This is a genomic window from Vibrio sp. D401a (assembly GCF_030248515.1).
Lineage (GTDB): Bacteria > Pseudomonadota > Gammaproteobacteria > Enterobacterales > Vibrionaceae > Vibrio > Vibrio rotiferianus.
Map to the genome: position 1 here is coordinate 57,185 of NZ_JAHGAI010000070.1, position 22,649 is coordinate 79,833.

A 22,649-nucleotide genomic window follows, 5' to 3' on the forward strand; every position below is an offset into this window, starting at 1 on the left:
GCAGCCAATTTATGAGCTAGATAGCTGATATTTAGTCAAATTGCCTAACTTGTGGGCAAGATCGCTATCGTCCTTACCCACATTAGTTGTTGATGAAGAGTACGTTTTGACTTAGACCGAGACAGGGCCAGACAGTTTCTCTATCAGTTTCTCACGCAGTTCTGTTTGCTGCTCTTCACTTAGCCTGCCGCCTGCTTCACTGGTTAGGATAAACAAGTCTTCTGCACGCTCACCTATGGTGGTGATTTTTGCTGCATGGAGGTTAATGCCCAAGTCTGCGAAGGTACGTCCAACTTTTGCCAACAGTCCCGGCGTATCGAGAGCGACAAACTCCATCAAAGTGCGTTTCTTACTCTTGGTCGGTAAGAAGTCGACTTTGGTTTTTACATTAAAGTGCTGCAGTTTATTTGGTGTTCGACGCGTTTTGATCTTTGTCGGGCGGCCGTCTTCTAGTACGTGAGTAATGTGTTTGGTGACTGCGCTGTGACGACCTTCTTCAATCGCTTTACCGTGTTGATCTAGCACCATAAAGGTATCAAGCACATAGCCATCTTTGCTTGTCATGATCTGCGCGTCGTGTACGTTGAAGTTGCGACGGTCGAGTTCAGCAACCACGGTAGCAAACAACGCAGGTTGGTCTGGGCTATAGACGAACACTTCGGTACCACCACGCGTGGCTTTTTTGCTGATCAGAACCAGTGGTTTGCTCGTGTCTTCCATGCGCAGTAGGTTCTCGCAGTGCCACGCGATTTGCTTATGGGTGTGACGCAAAAAGTAATCGGCTTTAAAGCGCTGCCACAGCACTTCAATTTCCCGAGCAGAGAAGCCTTCTTTACGCAGCAGAGCCGACGCCATTTGTTGGTTGTGACGAATACGTTCGCGCACGTCAACAGGGTTCTCCAAGCCACGACGAAGCGCACGTTGGGTGGAATAGAATAATTCAGCAAGCAGGGTGCGCTTCCAACTGTTCCAAAGCTCTGGGTTGGTCGCACAGATATCAGCAACGGTTAGACAGACAAGATACTCAAGGTATTCTTCATCACGAACTTGCTTGGCGAACTCGGTAATCACGTCTGGATCGTAAATATCACGACGTTGTGCCGTCACAGACATCAACAGGTGATGTCTTACCAACCAACTCACCAACTTCGCTTCTGGTTTAGATAAACCGTGCTCGATACAGAAATCGTATGCCTCACCTTCTCCGATCACCGAATGGTCACCGCCGCGACCTTTACCTATGTCGTGGAAAATCGCCGCCAGAATCAGTAGTTCTTTTTTCTGGATTCGAGGATAAACTTCGCAGCAAATTGGATGTTTGCTGTGGTTCTCGGCATAGCTGAAAGTGTTGATGTGTTTGAGTAGTCTTATGCTGTGTTCATCTACGGTGTACACATGGAAGAGGTCAAACTGCATCTGTCCTACAATTTGGCTCCATTGCGGAAGGTAGGCCGCCAAAACGCCCAGCTTATGCATAAGGCTGAACGCCTTGTGTAGTGCATTCGGGTGGCGACACAGTGCCATAAATTTCTCGCGTGCTTCTGGCATGGTGTGCAAGAACTTGTTCAAGCGGCGACGAGCGGTGCGTAACTGGCGCAGAGTTGGAGGGCTTACCCCTTCAATGCTCGAATCGTTAGCGATGTGCAAGAACATATCTAAGATGGTTTCAGGCCGCGCTTGGAAGAGCGCTGGTTTACGTGCCTCGATGAGTGCGCCGCGGCGTTGGAAATCTTCATCTATGATTTCTGCGTCTTCAGAAGCGCCGCCATTAATGATGGCTTGATCGAACAGCTTGAGTAGCATCTTATTCAACTCTGCCACACGACGAAGGGTACGGTAGAACTCCTTCATCATCATCTCGACGCCGCGGTTACCCTCTCCAACGTAGCCAAGGTGTTCAGCGACTTGTGCTTGGTGAGCAAAGGTTAGGCGGTTGTCGTAACGACGCAGCTCAATATGCAACGCAAAGCGAACACGCCATAGGAAATCCTGACACTCAACCAATTCGCGGTATTCCGCATCGGTCAGAAAACCGTAACGACTCATTTCCAGCAACGAGGTTGCACCAAAGTGACGTCGTGCCACCCAGCTTAAAGTGTGAATATCACGTAAGCCACCCGGCGTGGATTTGATGTCAGGTTCAAGGTTGTAGGTGGTGTCATGATAGCGTGCGTGGCGTTCACGCTGCTCTTGAATCTTAGCGCGGTAGAAGGTTTCGCTCGGCCAGAAAGAGTCGGATAGCACCACTTTCTTCAACGCTTGGAAAGTATCTTCACTGCCACACAACAAACGCGCTTCTTGTAGGTTTGTCGCAACGGTTAAATCTGCTCGGCCGATTTCTGCACATTCATCCACAGTACGCACAGCGTGGCCCACTTCGAGGCGTAAATCCCACAATAGGGTAATGAACTCACTGATTTTGGCTTCTAGCGCGTTTGGCAGTTTGTTATTCGACAGAATCAAAATGTCGATATCAGACAGCGGATGTAACTCACCACGCCCGTAACCACCTACGGCAACTAATGAAATATTATGGATGTCTTTGAATCCAAAGTGTTGCCATAAACGATTGAGGAGTAAATCCATGTACTCAGCACGTGACAAAACGAGGTTCGTCACTGGGTGATGTTGAAGAAATTCTTCTTTTTGGTATGAACTGAATTTTTCGAGTTCTTGCTTAAGTTCGCCGATGTTGATCTGTTCATCGGTAAACGTAAGAGGAGACTGAAGGGTCATATTTGCTATCCGTGCAAGCTAAAACTATTAGCAATCTAACAAATTTGCTGCAGATAAAAAATATCCCCGCATGGGCGGGGATATGGAAAGTGATATGCGATTATACGTTTTTCATCATTCGTGGAATGGTATCGTCGCTGCGAAGTGTTAGTACTTCACAACCTTCTTTGGTTACCACAATAGTGTGTTCCCACTGTGCAGAGTTTTTGCCGTCGCCAGTGTAAACCGTCCAATCGTCTTGAGCGTCAACAGTACAACCAAACTTACCTGCGTTGATCATTGGTTCGATAGTAAAGCACATACCTTCTTTTAGTACACGACGGTCTTTGTTCTTGTAGTGAACCACTTGTGGCTCTTCGTGGAACTCATCACCGATACCGTGACCACAGAAGTCTTTAACAATAGAGAACTTGTTACGTGGGTTGTTCTTATTGTTTTCTTTGATGTACTTCTCGATAGCGGTACCGATGTCACCCACTGTTGCACCTGGTTTTACTTGACGCATGCCGATGTACAGTGACTCTTGAGCCACCATACACAGACGTTTATTTGCAGGTGAAACATCACCCACTAGGAACATCTTAGACGTATCACCGTGGTAGCCTTGTGGACGAACACTTAGATCTGCGTTTTCATCGTTAGGAACGATAACCGTAATATCAACGTTGATGATGTCGCCATCTTTAAGTACAGCTGGCTTCATTTGGCCGTTTGCACCTTTCTCGTCTTCAGTTGCTGGGATACCGTGACAAACGATGTGGTTGATTGACGTACAGATCGATTTAGGGAATCCATGGTAATCAAGCGGTGCAGAGTAAGCGCCTCTTTCTAGAGCGTAATCGTGACAGATTTTGTTTAACTCTTCTGTCGTCACACCGGCTTTGATGTGCGGTTCGATCATTTCTAGAGTGTCTGCGGCTAGCTTGCCCGCAATACGCATGCGTTCGATTTCTTCAGCAGTTTTAATCTTGATTGACATTGGCTTTCTCTACTTATTCGTAAGCACGCTAACGTGCGAATGCGCGCATTCTATCAGACATCTAGCGGTTAACCCAAGCCAGTTAAGAATATGAGTCATTCTTACTTGTAGTCTAGTCATGGAATTTAAGAGGGAGTAGGGGTAAGTGTGATAGGTAAATTAGAATTGTAAGAAACAATTTTTACTAGCCATCTTAGGCTAAAATATGGTATAAAGCGCGCCGGAATCGAGGACTGTTCTCTTTGCTTTTCTTTAGAATAGCAGCGAAGCAGGCTTCTTCCGATTAAACTTTTATCTTTAAATCACACACATTCCGTCACATGTTCCGGGGTGCTGAGCAGAAGCTTGGTCGGAATTATGGGGGATGTGGAGGCCTAACCCCATAGAGGATTTTAAAATGGCAACTGTATCAATGCGCGATATGCTGAAAGCTGGTGTTCACTTCGGTCACCAAACTCGTTACTGGAACCCAAAAATGAAGCCATTCATCTTTGGTGCTCGTAACCGCGTTCACATCATCAACCTAGAAAAAACTGTACCAATGTTCAACGAAGCTCTAGCTGAACTAGCTAAAGTTGGCGAGAAGAAAGGTAAAGTTCTATTCGTAGGTACTAAGCGCGCTGCATCTGAAGCTGTTAAAGAAGCTGCAATCGCAAGCAACCAATACTACGTTAACAACCGTTGGTTGGGCGGCATGCTAACGAACTACAAAACAGTTCGTCAGTCAATCAAGCGTCTAAAAGATTTCGAAGCACAAGCACAAGACGGTACTTTCGAAAAACTAACTAAGAAAGAAGCTCTAATGCGTACTCGTGAAATGGAGAAGCTAGAGAAATCTCTTGGTGGTATCAAAGATATGGGCGGCCTACCAGACGCTCTATTCGTAATCGACGCTGATCACGAGCACATTGCAATTAAAGAAGCTAACAACCTAGGTATTCCAGTATACGCTGTGGTAGATACTAACTCTAACCCAGACGGCGTTGACTACATCATCCCAGGTAACGACGACGCGATCCGCGCAGTTCAACTATACCTAAACGCTGCAGCATCTGCAGTATCTGAAGGTCGCAACAAAGACGTTGCAGCAGTTGCTGAAAAAGACGGTTTCGTAGAAGCTGAATAATAACGGCTCTGTGTCACACTTAGTCTATGTGAAACCTTGTTGTAGCATAGACTGAGTTATAGTTAGCAATGGGGGCCGACAATGTAGGCCCCTGTTTTTTACCTTATTTCGAATCAAACGAGGAATAGAGAATGGCAACTGTAACTGCTGCTCTAGTTAAAGAACTTCGCGAGCGCACTGGCGCTGGCATGATGGAATGTAAAAAAGCGCTTGTAGAAGCAAACGCTGACATCGAACTAGCAATTGAAAACATGCGTAAGTCAGGCGCAGCGAAAGCAGCTAAAAAAGCTGGTAACGTTGCTGCTGAAGGCGCAATCATCATCAAAGAAGAAAACGGCGTTGCTGTTCTTCTAGAAGTTAACTGCCAAACTGACTTCGTTGCTAAAGATGGTAACTTCACTGCATTCGCAGAAAAAGTAGCACTTGACGCTCTAGCTTCTAAAGCTTCTGTTGAAGAGCTAGTTGCTAAGTTCGAAGAAGAGCGTGTAGCTCTAGTTGCTAAAATCGGCGAAAACATCAACATCCGTCGCGTTGCTTACGTTGAAGGTACTGCAATCGCTTCTTACCGTCACGGCGAGAAAATCGGTGTTGTTGTTGCTGGTGAAGGCGACGCAGAAACTCTTAAGCACGTTGCAATGCACGTTGCTGCTTCTAAGCCTGAGTTCGTTAACCCAGAAGACGTACCAGCTGACGTAGTTGCTAAAGAGAAAGAAGTTCAAGTTGAAATCGCTATGAACGAAGGCAAGCCACAAGAGATCGCTGAGAAGATGGTTATCGGCCGCATGAAGAAATTCACTGGCGAAATCTCTCTAACTGGTCAAGCTTTCATCATGGAACCTAAGAAATCTGTTGGCGAAATGCTAAAAGAGAAAGGTGCTTCTGTTGCTACATTCGTTCGCCTAGAAGTAGGTGAAGGTATCGAGAAAGCAGCTGAAATGAGCTTCGCTGAAGAAGTAGCACTAGCTCAAAAAGGTTAATCCTTAGCGACTTGTGTAAATATTAGACCGTAGCCTAGGCTGCGGTCTTTTTACGAAAAGAGCGGGCAAAATTAGCCGTGATGAATAGCTATAAGTGACCTTGTGTCTATTCATGACTGTTAATCGACAACTCTCTTTGGAAGGTAAACTCCATGACTACGAACCCTAAACCAGCATATCAACGTATTCTATTAAAACTAAGTGGTGAAGCTCTTCAAGGTGAAGAAGGTTTTGGTATTGATCCAGCGGTTCTTGACCGTATGGCTCAAGAAGTTAAAGAGCTGGTTGAACTGGGTGTTCAAGTTGGTGTGGTAATCGGCGGTGGTAACTTGTTCCGTGGTGCAGGTCTTGCAGAAGCGGGTATGAACCGCGTAGTAGGCGACCACATGGGTATGCTTGCAACAGTAATGAACGGTCTAGCAATGCGTGATGCACTTCACCGTGCTTATGTAAACGCTCGCGTAATGTCTGCAATTCCGCTAAAAGGTGTGTGTGACGATTACAACTGGGCAGACGCTATCCGCGAACTTCGCCAAGGCCGTGTCGTGATCTTCTCTGCAGGTACAGGTAACCCATTCTTTACGACGGATTCAGCAGCTTGTCTACGTGGTATCGAAATCGAAGCTGACGTAGTTCTAAAAGCGACAAAAGTTGATGGTGTATTTACTGCTGACCCAGTAGCAAACCCAGACGCAGAGCTGTATGATAAGCTATCTTACGCTGAAATTCTGGATAAAGAATTGAAAGTAATGGACTTGGCTGCGTTCACACTTGCTCGTGACCACAAAATGCCAATCCGCGTATTCAACATGAACAAGCCAGGCGCACTACGTCGCGTGGTTATGGGCGAAGCTGAAGGTACTCTGATCTGCGCTGACGCGTAAATCTCAACACCATCCAACTAGAATATTGGATGGTGTTTCACTTTGCTCAAGCCCTTTAGGCTTTCTTCAGGAAAGATGACATTTTTAAGGTGAAACCGTGATTAACGAAATCAATAAAGACGCGCAAGAGCGCATGGACAAAAGCGTTGAAGCGCTAAAGAACAACCTTTCTAAAGTTCGTACTGGCCGCGCGCACCCAAGCCTACTATCGGGTATTTCTGTAGAATACTACGGTGCTGCTACGCCTCTTAACCAAGTAGCTAACGTTGTTGCTGAAGACGCTCGTACTCTAGCAATCACAGTTTTCGACAAAGAGCTAACTCAGAAAGTTGAAAAAGCGATCATGATGTCTGACCTTGGTCTAAACCCAATGTCTGCTGGTACAATCATTCGCGTTCCACTTCCACCGCTAACGGAAGAGCGTCGTAAAGACCTAGTTAAGATCGTTCGTGGTGAAGCAGAAGGCGCACGTGTTGCAGTACGTAACATCCGTCGTGATGCAAACAGCGACCTAAAAGGTCTTCTAAAAGATAAAGAAATCTCTGAAGACGAAGATCGCAAAGCACAAGACGAGATTCAAAAACTGACTGACGTAGCAGTTAAGAAGATCGATGATGTTCTTGCCGCGAAAGAAAAAGAGTTGATGGAAGTTTAATACTCCCAACTACATCACTGTTGGAAAACGCTGTGCTCACAGTGCAGCGTTTTTTTGTGTTAGTCTGTCCAACTGATGGAACTCAATTAACTCCCTATGCAAAATTCCCAAGCCTTCTCTGATTCCCTCCCAAAGCATATTGCCATCATTATGGACGGTAATGGCCGTTGGGCTAAGTCCCAAGGAAAACCTCGCGTATTTGGTCATAAAAAAGGCGTTAGTGCCGTTCGAAAAACTATAGCAGCAGCTTTAAAGCTTGGCATTCAAGCCGTTACTTTGTTTGCTTTTAGCAGTGAAAACTGGCGACGACCAGAAGAAGAGGTTGGCCTTTTGATGGAGTTGTTCATTTCGGTACTATCAAGCGAAGTGAAAAAACTGCATAAAAACAACTTACGTTTGCGTGTTATTGGTGATACCAGCCGTTTTAGTGAGCGCCTGCAAAGTAAAATTATTGAGGCTGAAGCTTTGACAGCTAACAACACTGGCATGGTAATTAACATTGCTGCTAATTATGGCGGTAAGTGGGATATTACCGAGGCGGCGAGAGTACTGGCTTCGAAAGTTCTCAATGGGGAAATTAGTGTAGATGCGATAACCGAGCAAATGTTTACTCAACACTTGACGATGGCAGACCTACCAGAAGTTGACTTGCTTATTCGCACGAGTGGAGAGTGTCGTATCAGCAACTTCATGTTGTGGCAACTAGCATACGCGGAAATGTATTTCACGCAAGAGTATTGGCCAGAGTTTGACGAAGACAGTTTGGTTGAGGCGGTAACTTGGTTTATTAACCGTGAACGTCGATTTGGCTGTACTGGCGAGCAAATAAAGGCATTAATGGCTGCTCAATAAGGACTAGTTAGTTTGAAACAGAGAATAATAACAGCACTAATTTTAGCTCCCCTAGTTATTTTAGGTATTTTTAAATTACCCCTAATTGGCTTCATGATCGCTTTGACTGCGGTAACGCTGTTAGGCTTTTGGGAGTGGACACAGTTTACAGAAAGCAATTCACGTATTGCTGCGCTTGTTCCGGCAGCCGTTGTAACCGGACTAAGTTTTCTATTCATTTCGCCAGATGTAACAAGCTTAAATCAACTTGCAGCACCACACTACGCCTTATTAGCGCTTGGTTTTGCATGGTGGATTATCGCAAGTGGCATGGCAATCACTTATCCTAAAACCACCAACTTATGGCAAGGCAGTAAAGCCCTTCGTCATGTGTTTGGTTTTCTAACTCTGATCCCTTTTCTTTGGAGTGTGATCATTCTTAGAGCTTCTGATATTTCAGTAGATCCATACCACGGCGCAAAACTTGTGCTGTACGTTTGCTTCTTGGTATGGGCTGCAGACAGCGGCGCTTACTTCGCTGGTAAAAGCATGGGTAAACGCAAAATGGCACCTCATGTGAGCCCAAACAAAACAATCGAAGGTTTGATTGGCGGTATCATCGCAGCATTGATTGTTGGATGGTTATTTGCAGGTTGGTTTGATATCCAATTTACTAGCCCACTTCATATGGTGATCATTACGCTGATTACGGTTGTGATCTCTGTGCTTGGTGACCTAGTCGAAAGTATGTTCAAACGTGTTTCAGGTATCAAAGACAGCAGTAATATCATTCCAGGGCACGGCGGCATTCTTGACCGTATCGACAGCCTAACTGCTGCCTTCCCAGTATTTGCTCTTCTTTACTACGTATTCTAATTTATCGGGAGCGGCTTCGTCGCTCCTGAGTTTTTCTAACGGTCTTACATCATGCAAAAGTTAACGATTCTTGGTGCAACAGGCTCAATCGGTGCAAGCACACTTAAAGTGGTTGAACAGAACCCTGAGCTGTTTTCTATCGTCGCATTAGCGGCAAGCACTAACGTTGAAAAGATGGTCGTGCTTTGCCGTAAATGGCAACCAAAATACGCTGTGATGGCGGATAAAGCGGCGGCATTGGCTCTGCAATCAGAGCTGGCTTCTATCTCACCAAATACTGAGGTGTTAGGTGGTGTCGATGCGCTTTGTCATGTGTCTGCCTTAGAAGAAGTGGACAGCGTAATGGCTGCTATCGTTGGTGCGGCAGGTCTGTTACCAACCATGGCAGCGGTAAAATCGGGTAAACGTGTACTGCTAGCCAATAAAGAAGCGCTAGTAATGTCTGGTCAGCTGTTTATCGATGCGGTTGCCGAGCATGGTGCTCAGCTTCTCCCTGTTGATAGTGAACACAACGCGATCTTCCAGTGCCTCCCACAACAAGTTCAAACTAACCTAGGTCGTTGTAACTTAGAAGAGCATGGTATTTCTTCTATTCTTCTCACTGGTTCTGGTGGCCCATTTCGTTACACCGATATCGTAGAGCTAGAGAAAGTGACTCCAGCGCAAGCCATTGCTCACCCGAACTGGTCAATGGGACCAAAAATCTCGGTTGATTCTGCGACCATGATGAACAAGGGTCTTGAGTACATTGAAGCAAAATGGCTATTCAATGCGGCTCGCGAACAGTTGAAAGTGATCATTCACCCTCAGTCGGTGATTCACTCTATGGTGCAATATCGTGATGGTTCAGTATTGGCGCAGATGGGGGAGCCAGATATGGCAACTCCGATTGCATTGACGATGTCTTACCCATCAAGAGTGGATGCCGGAGTGAAACCGCTCGACTTTACTCAAGTTAGTGAGTTGACATTCCTTCAACCTGACTTTGCTCGCTACCCATGTCTTAAGTTAGCGATTGATGCATGCTATGAAGGTCAGCATGCTACAACAGCATTAAATGCTGCGAATGAAGTTGCTGTGGATGCGTTCTTGAATAATGGCCTTGGTTTTACTGATATCGCTCGCATCAATGAGTCAGTTTTGAACAAAATCACCGCAAGCCATACAACTGAGAATGTGAATAACTTGGAAAGCTTGATAGAGCTAGATAGAATGTCACGAACTATCGCCTTAGAATTTTTACGCGAGCGTAGCTAATGACTGGTATCTTGTGGAATTTGGTTTCTTTTATCGTTGCATTGGGCATCTTGGTTGCCGTGCACGAGTTTGGTCACTTTTGGGTTGCGCGTCGTTGCGGTGTAAAAGTTGAAAAGTTTTCTATCGGTTTTGGTAAGTCTATCTGGAGTAAGGTAGGCAAAGACGGAACAGAGTATAGCATCTCTATGATTCCTCTGGGTGGCTACGTCAAGATGGTGGACAGCCGTATTGATGATATCCCAGAACATGAAAAACACCTGGCGTTCGATCAAAAGCCTTTGTGGAAACGCACATCTATCGTTGCCGCCGGCCCTATCTTTAACTTTCTATTTGCTATTGTAGCCTATTGGTTAGTTTTCCTTATTGGTGTACCAGCAGTAAAGCCTGTAATCGGTGAAGTAACACCCAATTCAATCGTTGCTCAAGCAGGAATTGAATCTGGAATGGAACTAAAGTCCATCTCAGGTATCAAAACTCCGGACTGGGAATCAGTCAACATGGGGCTAATTTCCCATATTGGTGATGATTCTGTGACGATGACGTTGTCTTCTGCAAACGAAGTTGGTTCAGAGGTCACGAGAACACTTGATATTCGTGATTGGAACTTTGACCCAGAAACGCAATCTACGATGCAATCACTTGGCTTTAAACCATATACGCCAGAGGTTTTCACGGAGTTAGCGCAAGTAAGCGAAGGTGGGGCGGCTGAAAAAGCAGGTTTGCAAGCCGACGATAAAATCATCGCAATTAATGGTAATAAGATTTCTAAATGGGAAGAAGTGGTCGAAGCCATTCGTTCTCACCCAGAAACACCAATGGAACTGACAGTGTTACGTCAAGGTGAAGAGCAATCATTCACTTTGACTCCGGGTAGTCGTGAGCTAGCTAACAAACAATTAGTTGGCTTTGCGGGTATCGCACCTAAAGTCGCAGAATGGCCAGAAAGTTATCGCTTCGAATTACAGTTTGGTGTATTCGAGTCTATTGGCAAAGCGATTGACAAAACAGGTCAAGTTATTGGACTTACAATCAGTATGCTTAAGAAACTGATTGTAGGTGATGTTGGTCTGAATAATTTAAGTGGACCAATCTCGATAGCCAAAGGGGCAGGGGCGACAGCAGACTACGGTCTGGTTTACTTTTTAGGTTTTCTAGCACTGATCAGTGTTAACCTAGGTATTATTAACCTCGTTCCTTTACCAATGTTGGATGGTGGTCACCTGCTCTTTTTTGCAATTGAAGCGGTCATCCGACGCCCAGTTCCTGAGAAAATGCAGGAAATGGGATATAAAATTGGTGGTGCGATTATCTTTTCGTTAATGGCACTGGCACTATTTAATGATTTTACTCGTCTGTGATTCTTCAGAGACATCTAGCAGTAGCAAGGAATAATTAGAACAAATATGGCGATTAAGCGAATTCTATTTGCGAGTTTACTGGCAACCAGTGTCTCGGCAAATGGGGCAGAAAACTTTGTAGTTCAAGACATCCAGATTGAAGGATTACAACGTGTGGCACTTGGTGCTGCGTTGTTGAAAATGCCTGTTCGAGTAGGAGACACGGTCGATTCACAAGATGTTGCGGACATCATTCGTGCTCTTTACGCTTCGGGTAACTTTGAGGATGTAAAAGTACTTAAGGATCAAGATGTACTTGTAGTCCAGGTTAAAGAAAGACCGACTATTGCTAGCATTGCGTTTTCTGGTAACAAAGCGATCAAAGATGAGCAGTTACAGGAAAACCTGAATGCATCAGGTATCCGTGAAGGTGAAGCTCTAGACCGAACCACTTTACGTAATATCGAAAAAGGCTTAGAAGATTTTTACTATAGCGTTGGTAAGTACAATGCTACGGTAAAAGCGGTTGTTACTCCATTGCCTCGTAATCGTTCTGATTTGAAATTCGTCTTCACCGAAGGTGTGTCGGCGAAGATTCAACAAATCAACTTTATTGGTAATGAAGTCTTTACTGATGATGAACTCCGCTCTCGTTTTAACTTAAACGTTGATGTGCCGTGGTGGAACTTCCTCGCTGATGAGAAGTATCAAAAGCAAGTACTTGCTGGTGATATTGAAGCTCTGAAATCCTATTACCTAGACCGTGGTTATTTGAAGTTTGATGTAGATTCGACGCAAGTCGCAATTTCCCCAGATAAGAAGGGGGTGTATATCACTCTTGGCCTGGAAGAAGGAGAGGTTTACACCGTTAAAGATGTAAAATTCCGTGGCGATTTGATTGGTGAAGACGCTCGATTCGAGAAAATGGTGCCATTCGAAGCCAACGAGACCTACAATGGCTCTAAAGTGACTTCACTAGAGGAAGGCATCAAACGTGTGCTCGGTGAGTCTGGTTATGCTTATCCGCAGGTAAGTACAATTCCTGAGTTCGACGACGAGAACAAAGAAGTGTCATTGGTTGTAAATGTTGAGCCAGGTAGCCGCATTTACGTTCGTGATATTCGTTTTACGGGCAACAACTCCACTAAGGATGAAGTTTTGCGTCGCGAGATGCGTCAGATGGAAGGCAGCTGGCTAAACTCGAAATCGATTGAAACGGGTAAAACGCGTCTTAACCGTCTTGGTTACTTCGAAAACGTAGAAGTTCAAACGGTACGTGTTCCTGGCAGCGATGACCAAGTAGATCTTGTTTACTCGGTTAAAGAAGCCAACTCTGGTAGTGTGAACTTTGGTGTCGGCTACGGTACAGAATCAGGTGTAAGCTTCCAAGTTGGTCTACAGCAAGATAACTTTATTGGTAGTGGTAACCGCGTTGGTATCAATGCGATGATGAATGACTACCAAAAAAATATCAGCTTAGATTATCGAGACCCTTATTGGAATCTCGATGGTGTGAGTCTTGGCGGTAAAATTTTCTATGATGAGTTTGAAGCATCTGAAGCAGGTATCGTTGACTACACCAATGAAAGTTACGGCGCTAACCTGACTTGGGGTTTCCCATTTGATGAACTAAACCGCTTCGAATTTGGTGTCGGTTACACGCACAACAAGATCGGTAACCTTTCTCCTTACCTACAGGTTGAACAGTTCCTACAAGCTCAATCAGAAAATATTGATGCGAACGGTGCATTGAATACCAATGACTTCGATATCAATATTTCTTGGACACGAAACAATTTGAACCGTGGCTACTTCCCTACAGCGGGTAATCACCAACGTGCATTCTATAAGATGACGGTACCAGGTTCTGATGTTCAGTACTTTAAGATGCAATATGACGTGCGTCAGTATGTACCATTGACTAAAAAGCATGAGTTCACACTCTTGTTCCGCGGCCGTCTAGGTTACGGTAACGGTTATGGTCAGACGAATGGTAACGACAACTTGTTCCCATTCTACGAGAACTATTACGCGGGTGGTTTCACGACTCTACGTGGCTTCGGCTCTAACTCGGTTGGTCCAAAAGCTGTTTACCGTGATTACTCTGGTTCTAACAACGGTGTAGATACTGCGACTGATGACTCAGTAGGTGGTAACGCAGTAGCATTAGCAAGTTTGGAGCTTATTGTTCCGACCCCATTTGCATCTGATGAAGTTCGTAACCAGATTCGTACCAGTATCTTCTTCGATATGGCAAGTGTTTGGGATACAGAGTTCGATTATCGAGACTCTGGTGCCGAGTTTGGTGACCGTTACTATTACGATTACTCTGATCCTACTAACTACCGTTCATCATATGGTGCGGCGTTACAATGGATGTCTCCAATGGGACCACTGGTATTTTCACTAGCGAAACCAATTAAAAAATTCGATGGCGATGACGAAGAAGTCTTCACATTCACTATCGGCAGAACCTTCTAAATTTGAGGAAAATATTTTGAATAAAATGATCAAAGCGGCTGGTTTAGGCCTTCTTGTACTGAGCTCATCTATGTTTGCAAACGCTGCAGAAGCAGCGCAAAAGATTGCCTACATTAATACAGCGCAAGTGTTTCAGGCTCTTCCTCAGCGTGAAGTGGTTCTACAAAAAATGCAGCAAGACTTCAAAAGCAAAGCTGACGAGCTTAAGTCAATTCAAGCGCAAGCTAAGACAAAGATTGAGAAGCTGCAGCGTGACGGCGAACTTTTAGGTCAAGAAGAAATTGAGAAGCTACGTATTGATATTGCTAAGCTAGACAGTGAATACAAAGTAAAAGCTCAAGCACTAGAGAAAGCTGGCGCTCGCCGTGAAGCTGAAGAGAAAGCGAAGCTATTCAAATCTATCCAAGATGCAGTAGAAAAAGTTGCTAAGGCGAAAGGTTACGATCTCGTTATTGACACTACTTCACTTCAGTACGGTAAGCCAGAATACAACATCTCTGAAGACGTAATTAAAGCTCTAAAATAAGAAGTTATGAAGACATTAACATTAGCCGAGTTGGCGACAATTACCGGGGGTGAGCTATTTGGTGACGAGTCTCTCGTTGTAAACCGTGTAGCTCCCATGGACAAGGCACAAGAAGGTGATGTTACCTTCTTGTCTAACCCTAAATACGCAAAGCACCTCTCTGAGTGTAAAGCGACAGTTGTAATGGTGAAAGCCGATCATAAGGACCAATGCATTGGAAACTCTCTTGTGGTTGCCGATCCTTACATCGCTTTTGCTCGTGTAGTTCAAGCTATGGATACAACGCCAAAGCCAGCAGATGAGATTGCGCCAAGTGCTGTCATCGCAGCAGACGTGAAGATGGGTACTAACGTAACAATCGGTGCAAACGCAGTGATTGAAACGGGTGTAGAGTTAGGCGACAACGTAAGTATTGGCGCAGGTTGCTTTATCGGTAAAAACGCAAAGCTAGGTAACAACACCAAGCTTTGGGCTAATGTTACTATCTATCATGAAGTGTCGCTGGGCGATGACTGCCTAGTGCAATCTGGCACCGTCATCGGCTCAGACGGCTTCGGTTACGCGAATGACAAAGGTGAGTGGATTAAAATTCCTCAACTTGGCTCTGTACGTATCGGCAATCGTGTTGAGATCGGTGCATGTACCACTATCGACCGTGGTGCTCTTGAAGATACGATCATCGAAGACAATGTAATTATTGATAACCAACTTCAAATCGCTCACAACGTGCAGATCGGATATGGTACGGTGATGCCCGGTGGTACTATTGTGGCAGGCAGTACAAAAATTGGTAAATACTGCCAAATCGGCGGCGCGTCGGTTATCAATGGCCACATCGAGATTACGGATGGGGTTGCTATTACTGGTATGGGCATGGTTATGCGCAGTATCGAAGAGAAAGGCCTATACTCGTCAGGCATTCCATTGCAAACCAACCGAGAGTGGCGTAAGACGGCAACTCGAGTTCACCGTATTGATGAGATGAACAAACGATTGAAAGCCGTTGAAAAGCAACTTAAACCGAAAGAAGAATCTTAGTTCCACTTTCTGAACAAAGACTCGCGAAATGCGGGTCTTTTTCTTCTATAATGACGCGCTATAAGTAGATTTATCACCAAGTGGGTTTACCGTCCCCAGAGTAAGGGGTGTTGCCATCTTGGTTGTTGAGAATTGATATAGGAAGACGACTTTGACTACTGAAAAGAAAACGATGAACATCTCTGAAATTCAAGAGCTACTACCTCATCGCTACCCATTCTTATTGATCGACCGAGTGATTGACTTCCAAGAAGAGAAGTACCTTCACGCGATTAAAAATGTGTCGGTTAATGAACCTCAGTTCACAGGTCACTTTCCACAGCTGCCAGTATTCCCAGGCGTACTAATCTTAGAGGCGATGGCTCAGGCAACTGGCTTACTTGCATTTAAATCATTTGGTGCACCAACGGAAAACGAACTGTACTACTTCGCAAGTGTTGACGGCGCTAAGTTCCGTAAACCTGTAGTGCCAGGCGACCAAATGATTATTGAAGTAGAATTTCTAAAAGAGCGCCGTGGTATTGCTGCATTTAGTGGTGTAGCAAAAGTTGACGGCGAAGTGGTATGTTCAGCAGAGCTGAAGTGTGCTCGTCGAGAGTTTTAATATGATTCATGAAACCGCTAAAATCCACCCAGCTGCGGTGGTAGAAGAAGGCGCGAAAATTGGCGCTAACGTGATCGTTGGTCCTTTCACTTACATCACCTCTACGGTGGAGATTGGTGAAGGCACAGAAGTGATGTCTCACGTAGTGATCAAAGGCCACACCAAAATTGGTAAAGACAACCGCATTTTCCCACATGCTGTGATTGGTGAAGAAAACCAAGACAAGAAGTACGGCGGCGAAGATACAACAGTGGTTATCGGTGACCGTAACGTGATTCGTGAAGCGGTTCAGGTTCACCGTGGTACGGTTCAAGATAAAGCAACGACAGTGATCGGTGACGATAACCTGCTTTGTGTTAACGCGCACATCGCACACGATGTTGTCGTAGGTAACCACACTCACATTGGTAACAATGCGATTCTTGGTGGCCACGTAACCGTAGAAGACCATGCTGGTGTAATGGCGCTTTCTGCTATTCACCCATTCTGTACAGTGGGCGCGTACGCTTACATTGGTGGCTGTTCTGCGGTTGTTCAAGATGTACCAGCTTACGTATTGGCTCAAGGTAACCACGCAACACCATTTGGTTTGAACTTGGTTGGCTTGAAGCGTAATGGTTTCGAAAAACCAGAAATTCGTGCGCTGCAAAAAGCGTACAAAGAAATCTACCGTTCAGGTAAGACTCTGGAAGAAGTGAAGCCAATCCTAGCTGAAATGGCACAAGAGTGGCCTGCAGTGAAACGTTTCTCAGATATTTTGGAAACAACGGAACGTGGCATTATTCGTTAATTAACGAATGAGCGGTTAAATTGAAAAGATCGCGCCCAAGTTGGGCTGCGGTCTTTTTGTGTTTTATGGATAACGGTTTGTACGCTGCGGTTTGTAAGGCTACATAGTGTAAATCGTTACCCATAGCGCACAGGAAAATAGCGAAGTAGATATGGAAAGACCATTACGTATCGGCATCATTGCCGGAGAACTGTCTGGCGACACGCTAGGTGAAGGCTTTATCAAGGCGGTAAAACAGCAATACCCAGATGCAGAGTTTGTTGGGATTGGTGGCCCTAAAATGATCGCTCAAGGCTGCGAGTCTCTGTTCGACATGGAAGAGCTGGCTGTAATGGGCTTGGTTGAAGTGCTAGGCCGCTTGCCAAGACTGCTGAAAGTCAAAGCTGAGCTAGTGAAGTATTTCACTGATAACCCGCCAGATGTCTTTGTTGGTATCGATGCGCCAGATTTCAACTTACGTGTTGAGCTAGACCTGAAAAATGCTGGCATCAAAACTGTGCATTACGTAAGCCCGTCGGTTTGGGCATGGCGTCAAAAGCGCATCTTCAAAATTGAAGCAGCGACTAACCTAGTATTGGCATTCCTACCGTTTGAAAAAGCGTTTTACGATAAGTTCAACGTGCCTTGTGAATTCATTGGTCATACATTGGCTGATTCCATTCCGCTGCAATCAGACAAAGCACCTGCACGTGAGCTACTCGGTTTAGAGCAAGATAAGCAATGGCTTGCGGTACTTCCGGGTAGTCGTGGCAGCGAGTTGAAAATGCTCTCTCAGCCATTTATCGAAACGTGTAAGAAGTTACACCAGAAATTCCCAGATCTTGGTTTTGCCGTTGCGCTAGTAAACCAGAAACGTCGCGAACAATTCGAGCAAGCGTGGAAAGAGCATGCACCAGAGTTGGAGTTCAAACTGGTGGATGACACAGCGCGTAACGTGATTACCGCTTCAGATGCCGTGATGTTGGCGTCTGGTACCGTGGCGTTAGAGTGTATGTTGCTCAAACGCCCAATGGTGGTCGGTTACCGTGTAAACGCGGTGACGGCTTTCCTTGCTAAGCGTCTGCTGAAAACCAAATACGTTTCGTTGCCGAACATTCTGGCCGATACTGAGCTGGTTAAAGAATATCTGCAAGATGATTGCACGCCAGACAATTTATTCGACGAAGTATCTCGCTTACTAGAGAGCGACAACCGAGAAATGTTGGATAAGTTTACTGAAATGCACCATTGGATTCGCAAAGATGCGGATCAACAAGCCGCAGGCGCGGTTCTAAAACTGATTGAAAAATAGAGATTTACCATGGCTGTAAAACCAAAAAAGACCAAAGCAAAAGTTGAACTACCACCGTTTGAATACCCGCAAGGCTATCAGTTGGTTGCGGGTGTTGATGAGGTAGGGCGTGGTCCTTTGGTAGGCGATGTCGTTACCGCCGCGGTTATTTTAGACCCAAATAACCCAATTGAAGGCTTAAACGATTCGAAAAAGCTGAGTGAGAAGAAACGCCTTGCACTGCTGCCAGAAATCAAAGAGAAAGCTTTGGCATGGGCTGTAGGCCGCTGTTCTCCTGAGGAAATTGACGAGCTTAACATCCTGCAAGCGACCATGGTTGCCATGCAACGTGCGATTGCGGGTTTGAAAGTGCAGCCAGATCTTGCACTTATCGATGGTAATCGTTGCCCTGAACTACCAATGGACTCCCAAGCAGTGGTGAAAGGCGATTTGCGCGTGGCGGAAATCAGTGCGGCTTCGATTATCGCGAAAGTGGTTCGCGACCAAGAAATGGAAGAGTTGGATAAACAGCACCCACAGTTTGGCTTTGCTAAGCACAAAGGTTACCCAACCAAAGCGCACTTCGAAGCGATTGAGCAACACGGTGTGATCAGTGAGCACCGTAAGAGCTTCAAACCCGTGAAGAAAGCGCTCGGCATCGAAGAATAGAGCAAAGTATTAGAATGGGCGTATCGGTGTTATAAACCACGCCCGCTTTAGGTTAGAATCCCAAATAAGATTTAGTTTTACGGTACCTGTTAATGTCAGATCCCAAGTTCATTCACCTTCGAATCCACAGTGATTTTTCGATGGTGGATGGTATCAACAAAGTTCCACCGCTCGTTAAGAAAGTCGCCGAACTCGGTATGCCAGCTATGGCATTGACCGACTTCACCAACCTGTGCGGTCTGGTGAAGTACTACGGCACTGCGCACGGCAGTGGTGTGAAGCCAATCATCGGTGCAGACTTCAAAATGCAATCGGATGAGTTTGGAGAGGAGCTGACGCAATTAACGTTACTCGCAGCAAACAACGAAGGTTATAAAAACCTCACGTTGCTGATCTCAAAAGCTTACCTTCGTGGTCACGTACAGCACCAACCGGTGCTCGACAAAGCTTGGTTGGCTGAACTATCAGAAGGTTTGATCGTTCTATCAGGCGCGAAAAACGGTGAAATCGGTAAAGCGTTACTTAAAGGTAACCGCAAAGTGGTGGAAAGCTGTGTGGCTTTCTACCAAGAGTATTTCCCAGATCGCTTCTATCTAGAACTGGTTCGTACTGGTCGTTCAGACGAAGAAACGTACTTGCATTTTGCCGTTGAGTTAGCAGAAGAAACTCAACTACCGGTTGTAGCGACCAACGAAGTCGTTTTCATCAGTGAAGACCTATTTGACGCGCACGAAATCCGTGTGGCGATCCACGATGGTTACACCCTAGAAGATCCGCGTCGTCCAAAGAACTACAGCCCAGAACAATACCTGCGTACTGAAGAGGAAATGTGCGAGCTGTTTGCCGACATTCCGGAAGCGTTAGAAAACAGTGTTGAAATTGCCAAGCGTTGTAACGTGACAGTACGTTTGGGTGAATACTTCCTACCTGCCTTCCCAACTGAAGGTATGGAAGAGACCGACTTCTTGGTCATGAAGTCTCGCGAAGGTCTGGAAGAGCGTCTAGAGTTCCTGTTCCCAGATGAGGAAGAGCGCAAACAACGTCGTCCTGAATACGATGATCGTCTGCAAATCGAACTCGACGTAATCAACCAAATGGGGTTCCCAGGTTACTTCTTGATCGTAATGGAGTTCATCCAATGGTCGAAAGACAACGCGATTCCGGTAGGTCCGGGGCGTGGTTCAGGTGCCGGTTCTTTGGTGGCATACGCATTGAAGATCACCGACCTTGATCCGCTGGAATACGACCTTCTATTCGAACGTTTCTTGAACCCAGAACGTGTCTCGATGCCCGATTTCGACGTCGACTTCTGTATGGATAAGCGTGACCAAGTAATTGATCACGTAGCGGAAATGTATGGCCGTGATGCGGTATCTCAGATCATCACCTTCGGTACCATGGCGGCCAAAGCGGTAATCCGCGACGTAGGCCGTGTACTGGGCCACCCGTTTGGCTTCGTTGATCGTATTTCAAAGCTGGTTCCGCCTGACCCGGGTATGACGCTGGAAAAAGCGTTCAAAGCTGAGCCTGCACTGCCAGAGTTGTATGATGCAGACGAGGAAGTGAAAGAGCTTATCGATATGTGTCGCCTCCTTGAAGGTTGTACACGTAACGCCGGTAAGCACGCGGGTGGTGTTGTAATCTCACCAACCACCATTACAGACTTCGCGCCGATTTATGCCGACTCGGAAGGCCACTTCCCAGTTACTCAGTTCGATAAGAACGACGTGGAAACTGCCGGTCTGGTTAAGTTTGACTTCTTGGGCCTACGTACCCTAACCATCATTGACTGGGCGTTGGGTCTGATTAACCCGCGTCTAGAACGTGAAGGTAAAGCTCCTGTTCGCATCGAGTCGATTCCACTGGATGATGCGGCGTCATTCCGTTTGCTGCAAAACTCAGAAACCACTGCGGTATTCCAGCTTGAATCGCGCGGTATGAAAGAGCTGATTAAACGTCTGCAACCGGACTGTTTTGAAGACATCATTGCATTGGTGGCACTGTTCCGCCCAGGGCCGCTTCAGTCGGGCATGGTAGATAACTTTATCGACCGTAAGCACGGTCGTGAGGCGATCTCTTATCCTGATGAAAAGTGGCAACACGAATCGCTTAAAGAGATTCTGGATCCGACTTACGGCATCATCCTGTATCAAGAACAGGTAATGCAGATCGCACAGGTGCTGTCTGGCTACACCCTTGGTGGTGCGGACATGCTTCGTCGTGCGATGGGTAAGAAAAAACCGGAAGAGATGGCGAAACAGCGTGCAACCTTCGAAGAGGGAGCAATTGCCAACGGCGTCGATGGCGAGTTGGCGATGAAGATCTTCGACTTGGTAGAGAAGTTCGCTGGTTACGGCTTTAACAAATCTCACTCGGCAGCCTACGCATTGGTTTCGTACCAAACGCTATGGCTTAAGATGCACTATCCAGCAGAATTCATGGCAGCGGTAATGACCGCCGATATGGATAACACTGAGAAAGTGGTTGGCCTAGTTGACGAATGTTTCCGCATGAAGCTCACCGTGCTTCCACCAGACATCAATGCTGGTTTGTACCGCTTTAATGTGGATGAGAATGGCGCGATTGTTTACGGCATCGGCGCGATCAAAGGTGTGGGTGAAGGTCCAATCGATGCAATCTTAGAAGCGCGCAACAAAGGTGGTCACTTCATTGACCTATTTGACTTCTGTGCGCGAATCGACCTGAAAAAGGTCAACAAGCGTGTTATCGAAAAACTGATTTACGCGGGCGCACTCGACAGGCTAGGTCCACATCGCGCGGCGCTAATGGCATCGCTTAATGATGCGGTGAAAGCGGCAAGCCAACACCACCAAGCGGAAGCCTTTGGTCAAACCGACATGTTCGGTGTACTGACTGATGCGCCGGAAGAAGTAGAGCATAAATATACTCAGGTGCCAGCTTGGCCTGAGAAAGTATGGTTAGAGGGTGAACGTGAGACGCTCGGTTTATATTTGACCGGGCACCCAGTTAACGCATACATAAAGGAACTAAATAAGTACGTTAGTTGTCGACTAAAAGACGCCACTCCAACTCGCCGTGATCAATCCGTGACCGTGGCGGGCTTGGTAATTGCAGCTCGCGTAATGACAACTAAACGTGGTACGCGCATCGGTTTGATGACTTTGGATGATCGAAGTGGTCGAATGGAGGTGATGTTGTTCTCAGATGCGCTTGATAGATATGCGGAACTTCTCGAAAAAGATAAAATTTTGGTCGTTTCTGGACAGGTCAGCTTTGATGACTTCAATGGTGGCCTTAAAATGTCGGCGCGTGAAGTTATGGATCTTGGCAGTGCTCGTGAAAAGTATGCACGAGGTTTGTCAGTATCAATTGATGCTCAACAGGTAAATGACAAATTCTTTGAGCAATTTACTCGTATTCTAGAGCCACATAAAGCCGGGACCGTACCTGTCAATGTATACTATCAGCGTGCCGACGCCAGAGCGCGGTTAACTTTGGGCACCGAATGGCGAGTAACGCCAAGTGATACATTACTCGATGATTTAAAACAGTTGCTTGGCAAAGGCCAGGTAGAACTCGAATTTAACTAAAAAAATTCAGCGCAATATGTAAGACGTTGAGTAAAAAAGGA

At 45.9% G+C, this 22,649-nt stretch carries 18 protein-coding genes; 16 read left to right on the forward strand and 2 right to left on the reverse strand.

Annotated elements, in window-relative coordinates; all coding sequences use genetic code 11:
- Window positions 1–111: 111 nt before the first annotated feature.
- Together glnD and map are read right to left on the reverse strand one after the other, a co-directional pair.
- Window positions 112–2,736 (reverse strand): bifunctional uridylyltransferase/uridylyl-removing protein GlnD, encoded by a 2,625-nt coding sequence (gene glnD, locus KIV41_RS23650; protein WP_252041030.1) that lies wholly within the window; start codon window positions 2,734–2,736, stop codon window positions 112–114.
- Window positions 2,737–2,836: 100 nt separating this feature from the next.
- Entirely contained in the window at window positions 2,837–3,715 is an 879-nt protein-coding gene (gene map / locus KIV41_RS23655; RefSeq protein ID WP_005436764.1) for a type I methionyl aminopeptidase, read from the reverse strand.
- Between the two features lie 397 nt (window positions 3,716–4,112).
- Here map and rpsB point away from each other — a divergent pair, with 397 nt between their 5' ends.
- The 16 genes from rpsB to dnaE all read left to right on the forward strand — a co-directional run bounded on the left by rpsB (window position 4,113) and on the right by dnaE (window position 22,608).
- Window positions 4,113–4,841, forward strand: a complete 729-nt coding sequence (gene rpsB, locus KIV41_RS23660; protein ID WP_005529366.1) for a 30S ribosomal protein S2 — start codon at window positions 4,113–4,115, stop codon at window positions 4,839–4,841.
- Window positions 4,842–4,972: 131 nt separating this feature from the next.
- Window positions 4,973–5,818, forward strand: coding sequence for a translation elongation factor Ts (gene tsf / locus KIV41_RS23665; protein WP_045394144.1), 846 nt, complete (start codon window positions 4,973–4,975; stop codon window positions 5,816–5,818).
- A gap of 152 nt (window positions 5,819–5,970) precedes the next feature.
- A complete protein-coding gene (pyrH, locus tag KIV41_RS23670; RefSeq protein ID WP_010449750.1) occupies window positions 5,971–6,702 on the forward strand; it encodes a UMP kinase in 732 nt (243 codons plus the stop codon).
- 97 nt (window positions 6,703–6,799) lie between these two features.
- Window positions 6,800–7,357, forward strand: coding sequence for a ribosome recycling factor (frr, locus tag KIV41_RS23675; protein WP_010449748.1), 558 nt, complete (start codon window positions 6,800–6,802; stop codon window positions 7,355–7,357).
- Between the two features lie 96 nt (window positions 7,358–7,453).
- On the forward strand, window positions 7,454–8,209 hold the full coding sequence (locus KIV41_RS23680; RefSeq protein ID WP_010449746.1) for an isoprenyl transferase: 756 nt from the start codon (window positions 7,454–7,456) through the stop codon (window positions 8,207–8,209).
- 12 nt (window positions 8,210–8,221) lie between these two features.
- Window positions 8,222–9,064, forward strand: coding sequence for a phosphatidate cytidylyltransferase (locus KIV41_RS23685; RefSeq protein WP_045394147.1), 843 nt, complete (start codon window positions 8,222–8,224; stop codon window positions 9,062–9,064).
- Between the two features lie 51 nt (window positions 9,065–9,115).
- A complete protein-coding gene (ispC, locus tag KIV41_RS23690) occupies window positions 9,116–10,321 on the forward strand; it encodes a 1-deoxy-D-xylulose-5-phosphate reductoisomerase (RefSeq protein ID WP_285337781.1) in 1,206 nt (401 codons plus the stop codon).
- On the forward strand, window positions 10,321–11,679 hold the full coding sequence (gene rseP / locus KIV41_RS23695) for a sigma E protease regulator RseP (protein WP_285337782.1): 1,359 nt from the start codon (window positions 10,321–10,323) through the stop codon (window positions 11,677–11,679). Before ispC ends, rseP begins: the two co-directional genes overlap by 1 nt.
- Before the next feature lie 45 nt (window positions 11,680–11,724).
- Window positions 11,725–14,139, forward strand: coding sequence for an outer membrane protein assembly factor BamA (bamA, locus tag KIV41_RS23700; RefSeq protein WP_045394154.1), 2,415 nt, complete (start codon window positions 11,725–11,727; stop codon window positions 14,137–14,139).
- 16 nt (window positions 14,140–14,155) lie between these two features.
- Window positions 14,156–14,665: an OmpH family outer membrane protein gene (locus KIV41_RS23705; RefSeq protein WP_171357152.1), complete on the forward strand. Its 510-nt coding sequence runs from the start codon at window positions 14,156–14,158 to the stop codon at window positions 14,663–14,665.
- 6 nt (window positions 14,666–14,671) lie between these two features.
- Window positions 14,672–15,703: a UDP-3-O-(3-hydroxymyristoyl)glucosamine N-acyltransferase gene (gene lpxD, locus KIV41_RS23710; RefSeq protein ID WP_285337783.1), complete on the forward strand. Its 1,032-nt coding sequence runs from the start codon at window positions 14,672–14,674 to the stop codon at window positions 15,701–15,703.
- Between the two features lie 151 nt (window positions 15,704–15,854).
- Complete coding sequence (gene fabZ, locus KIV41_RS23715) at window positions 15,855–16,307, forward strand: 3-hydroxyacyl-ACP dehydratase FabZ (RefSeq protein WP_005430234.1); 453 nt, start codon at window positions 15,855–15,857, stop codon at window positions 16,305–16,307.
- Window position 16,308: 1 nt separating this feature from the next.
- Complete coding sequence (gene lpxA / locus KIV41_RS23720; protein ID WP_010449732.1) at window positions 16,309–17,097, forward strand: acyl-ACP--UDP-N-acetylglucosamine O-acyltransferase; 789 nt, start codon at window positions 16,309–16,311, stop codon at window positions 17,095–17,097.
- A gap of 151 nt (window positions 17,098–17,248) precedes the next feature.
- Window positions 17,249–18,388, forward strand: coding sequence for a lipid-A-disaccharide synthase (lpxB, locus tag KIV41_RS23725; RefSeq protein WP_285337785.1), 1,140 nt, complete (start codon window positions 17,249–17,251; stop codon window positions 18,386–18,388).
- A 9-nt stretch (window positions 18,389–18,397) separates the two neighbouring features.
- Window positions 18,398–19,036 (forward strand): ribonuclease HII, encoded by a 639-nt coding sequence (rnhB, locus tag KIV41_RS23730; RefSeq protein WP_285337786.1) that lies wholly within the window; start codon window positions 18,398–18,400, stop codon window positions 19,034–19,036.
- Window positions 19,037–19,128: 92 nt separating this feature from the next.
- Window positions 19,129–22,608: a DNA polymerase III subunit alpha gene (dnaE, locus tag KIV41_RS23735; RefSeq protein ID WP_285337787.1), complete on the forward strand. Its 3,480-nt coding sequence runs from the start codon at window positions 19,129–19,131 to the stop codon at window positions 22,606–22,608.
- The last annotated feature ends 41 nt before the right edge of the window (window positions 22,609–22,649 follow it).

Excerpts from the sequence above, each read along its gene's own strand:
- map (WP_005436764.1), bottom strand. The coding sequence starts at position 3,715 with ATGTCAATCAAGATTAAAACTGCTGAAGAAATCGAACGCATGCGTATT.
- glnD (WP_252041030.1), bottom strand. The coding sequence starts at position 2,736 with ATGACCCTTCAGTCTCCTCTTACGTTTACCGATGAACAGATCAACATC.
- lpxB (WP_285337785.1), top strand. The coding sequence starts at position 17,249 with ATGGAAAGACCATTACGTATCGGCATCATTGCCGGAGAACTGTCTGGC.
- KIV41_RS23680 (WP_010449746.1), top strand. The coding sequence starts at position 7,454 with ATGCAAAATTCCCAAGCCTTCTCTGATTCCCTCCCAAAGCATATTGCC.
- rseP (WP_285337782.1), top strand. The coding sequence starts at position 10,321 with ATGACTGGTATCTTGTGGAATTTGGTTTCTTTTATCGTTGCATTGGGC.
- pyrH (WP_010449750.1), top strand. The coding sequence starts at position 5,971 with ATGACTACGAACCCTAAACCAGCATATCAACGTATTCTATTAAAACTA.
- lpxD (WP_285337783.1), top strand. The coding sequence starts at position 14,672 with ATGAAGACATTAACATTAGCCGAGTTGGCGACAATTACCGGGGGTGAG.
- rnhB (WP_285337786.1), top strand. The coding sequence starts at position 18,398 with ATGGCTGTAAAACCAAAAAAGACCAAAGCAAAAGTTGAACTACCACCG.
- lpxA (WP_010449732.1), top strand. The coding sequence starts at position 16,309 with ATGATTCATGAAACCGCTAAAATCCACCCAGCTGCGGTGGTAGAAGAA.
- rpsB (WP_005529366.1), top strand. The coding sequence starts at position 4,113 with ATGGCAACTGTATCAATGCGCGATATGCTGAAAGCTGGTGTTCACTTC.
- dnaE (WP_285337787.1), top strand. The coding sequence starts at position 19,129 with ATGTCAGATCCCAAGTTCATTCACCTTCGAATCCACAGTGATTTTTCG.
- tsf (WP_045394144.1), top strand. The coding sequence starts at position 4,973 with ATGGCAACTGTAACTGCTGCTCTAGTTAAAGAACTTCGCGAGCGCACT.
- ispC (WP_285337781.1), top strand. The coding sequence starts at position 9,116 with ATGCAAAAGTTAACGATTCTTGGTGCAACAGGCTCAATCGGTGCAAGC.
- bamA (WP_045394154.1), top strand. The coding sequence starts at position 11,725 with ATGGCGATTAAGCGAATTCTATTTGCGAGTTTACTGGCAACCAGTGTC.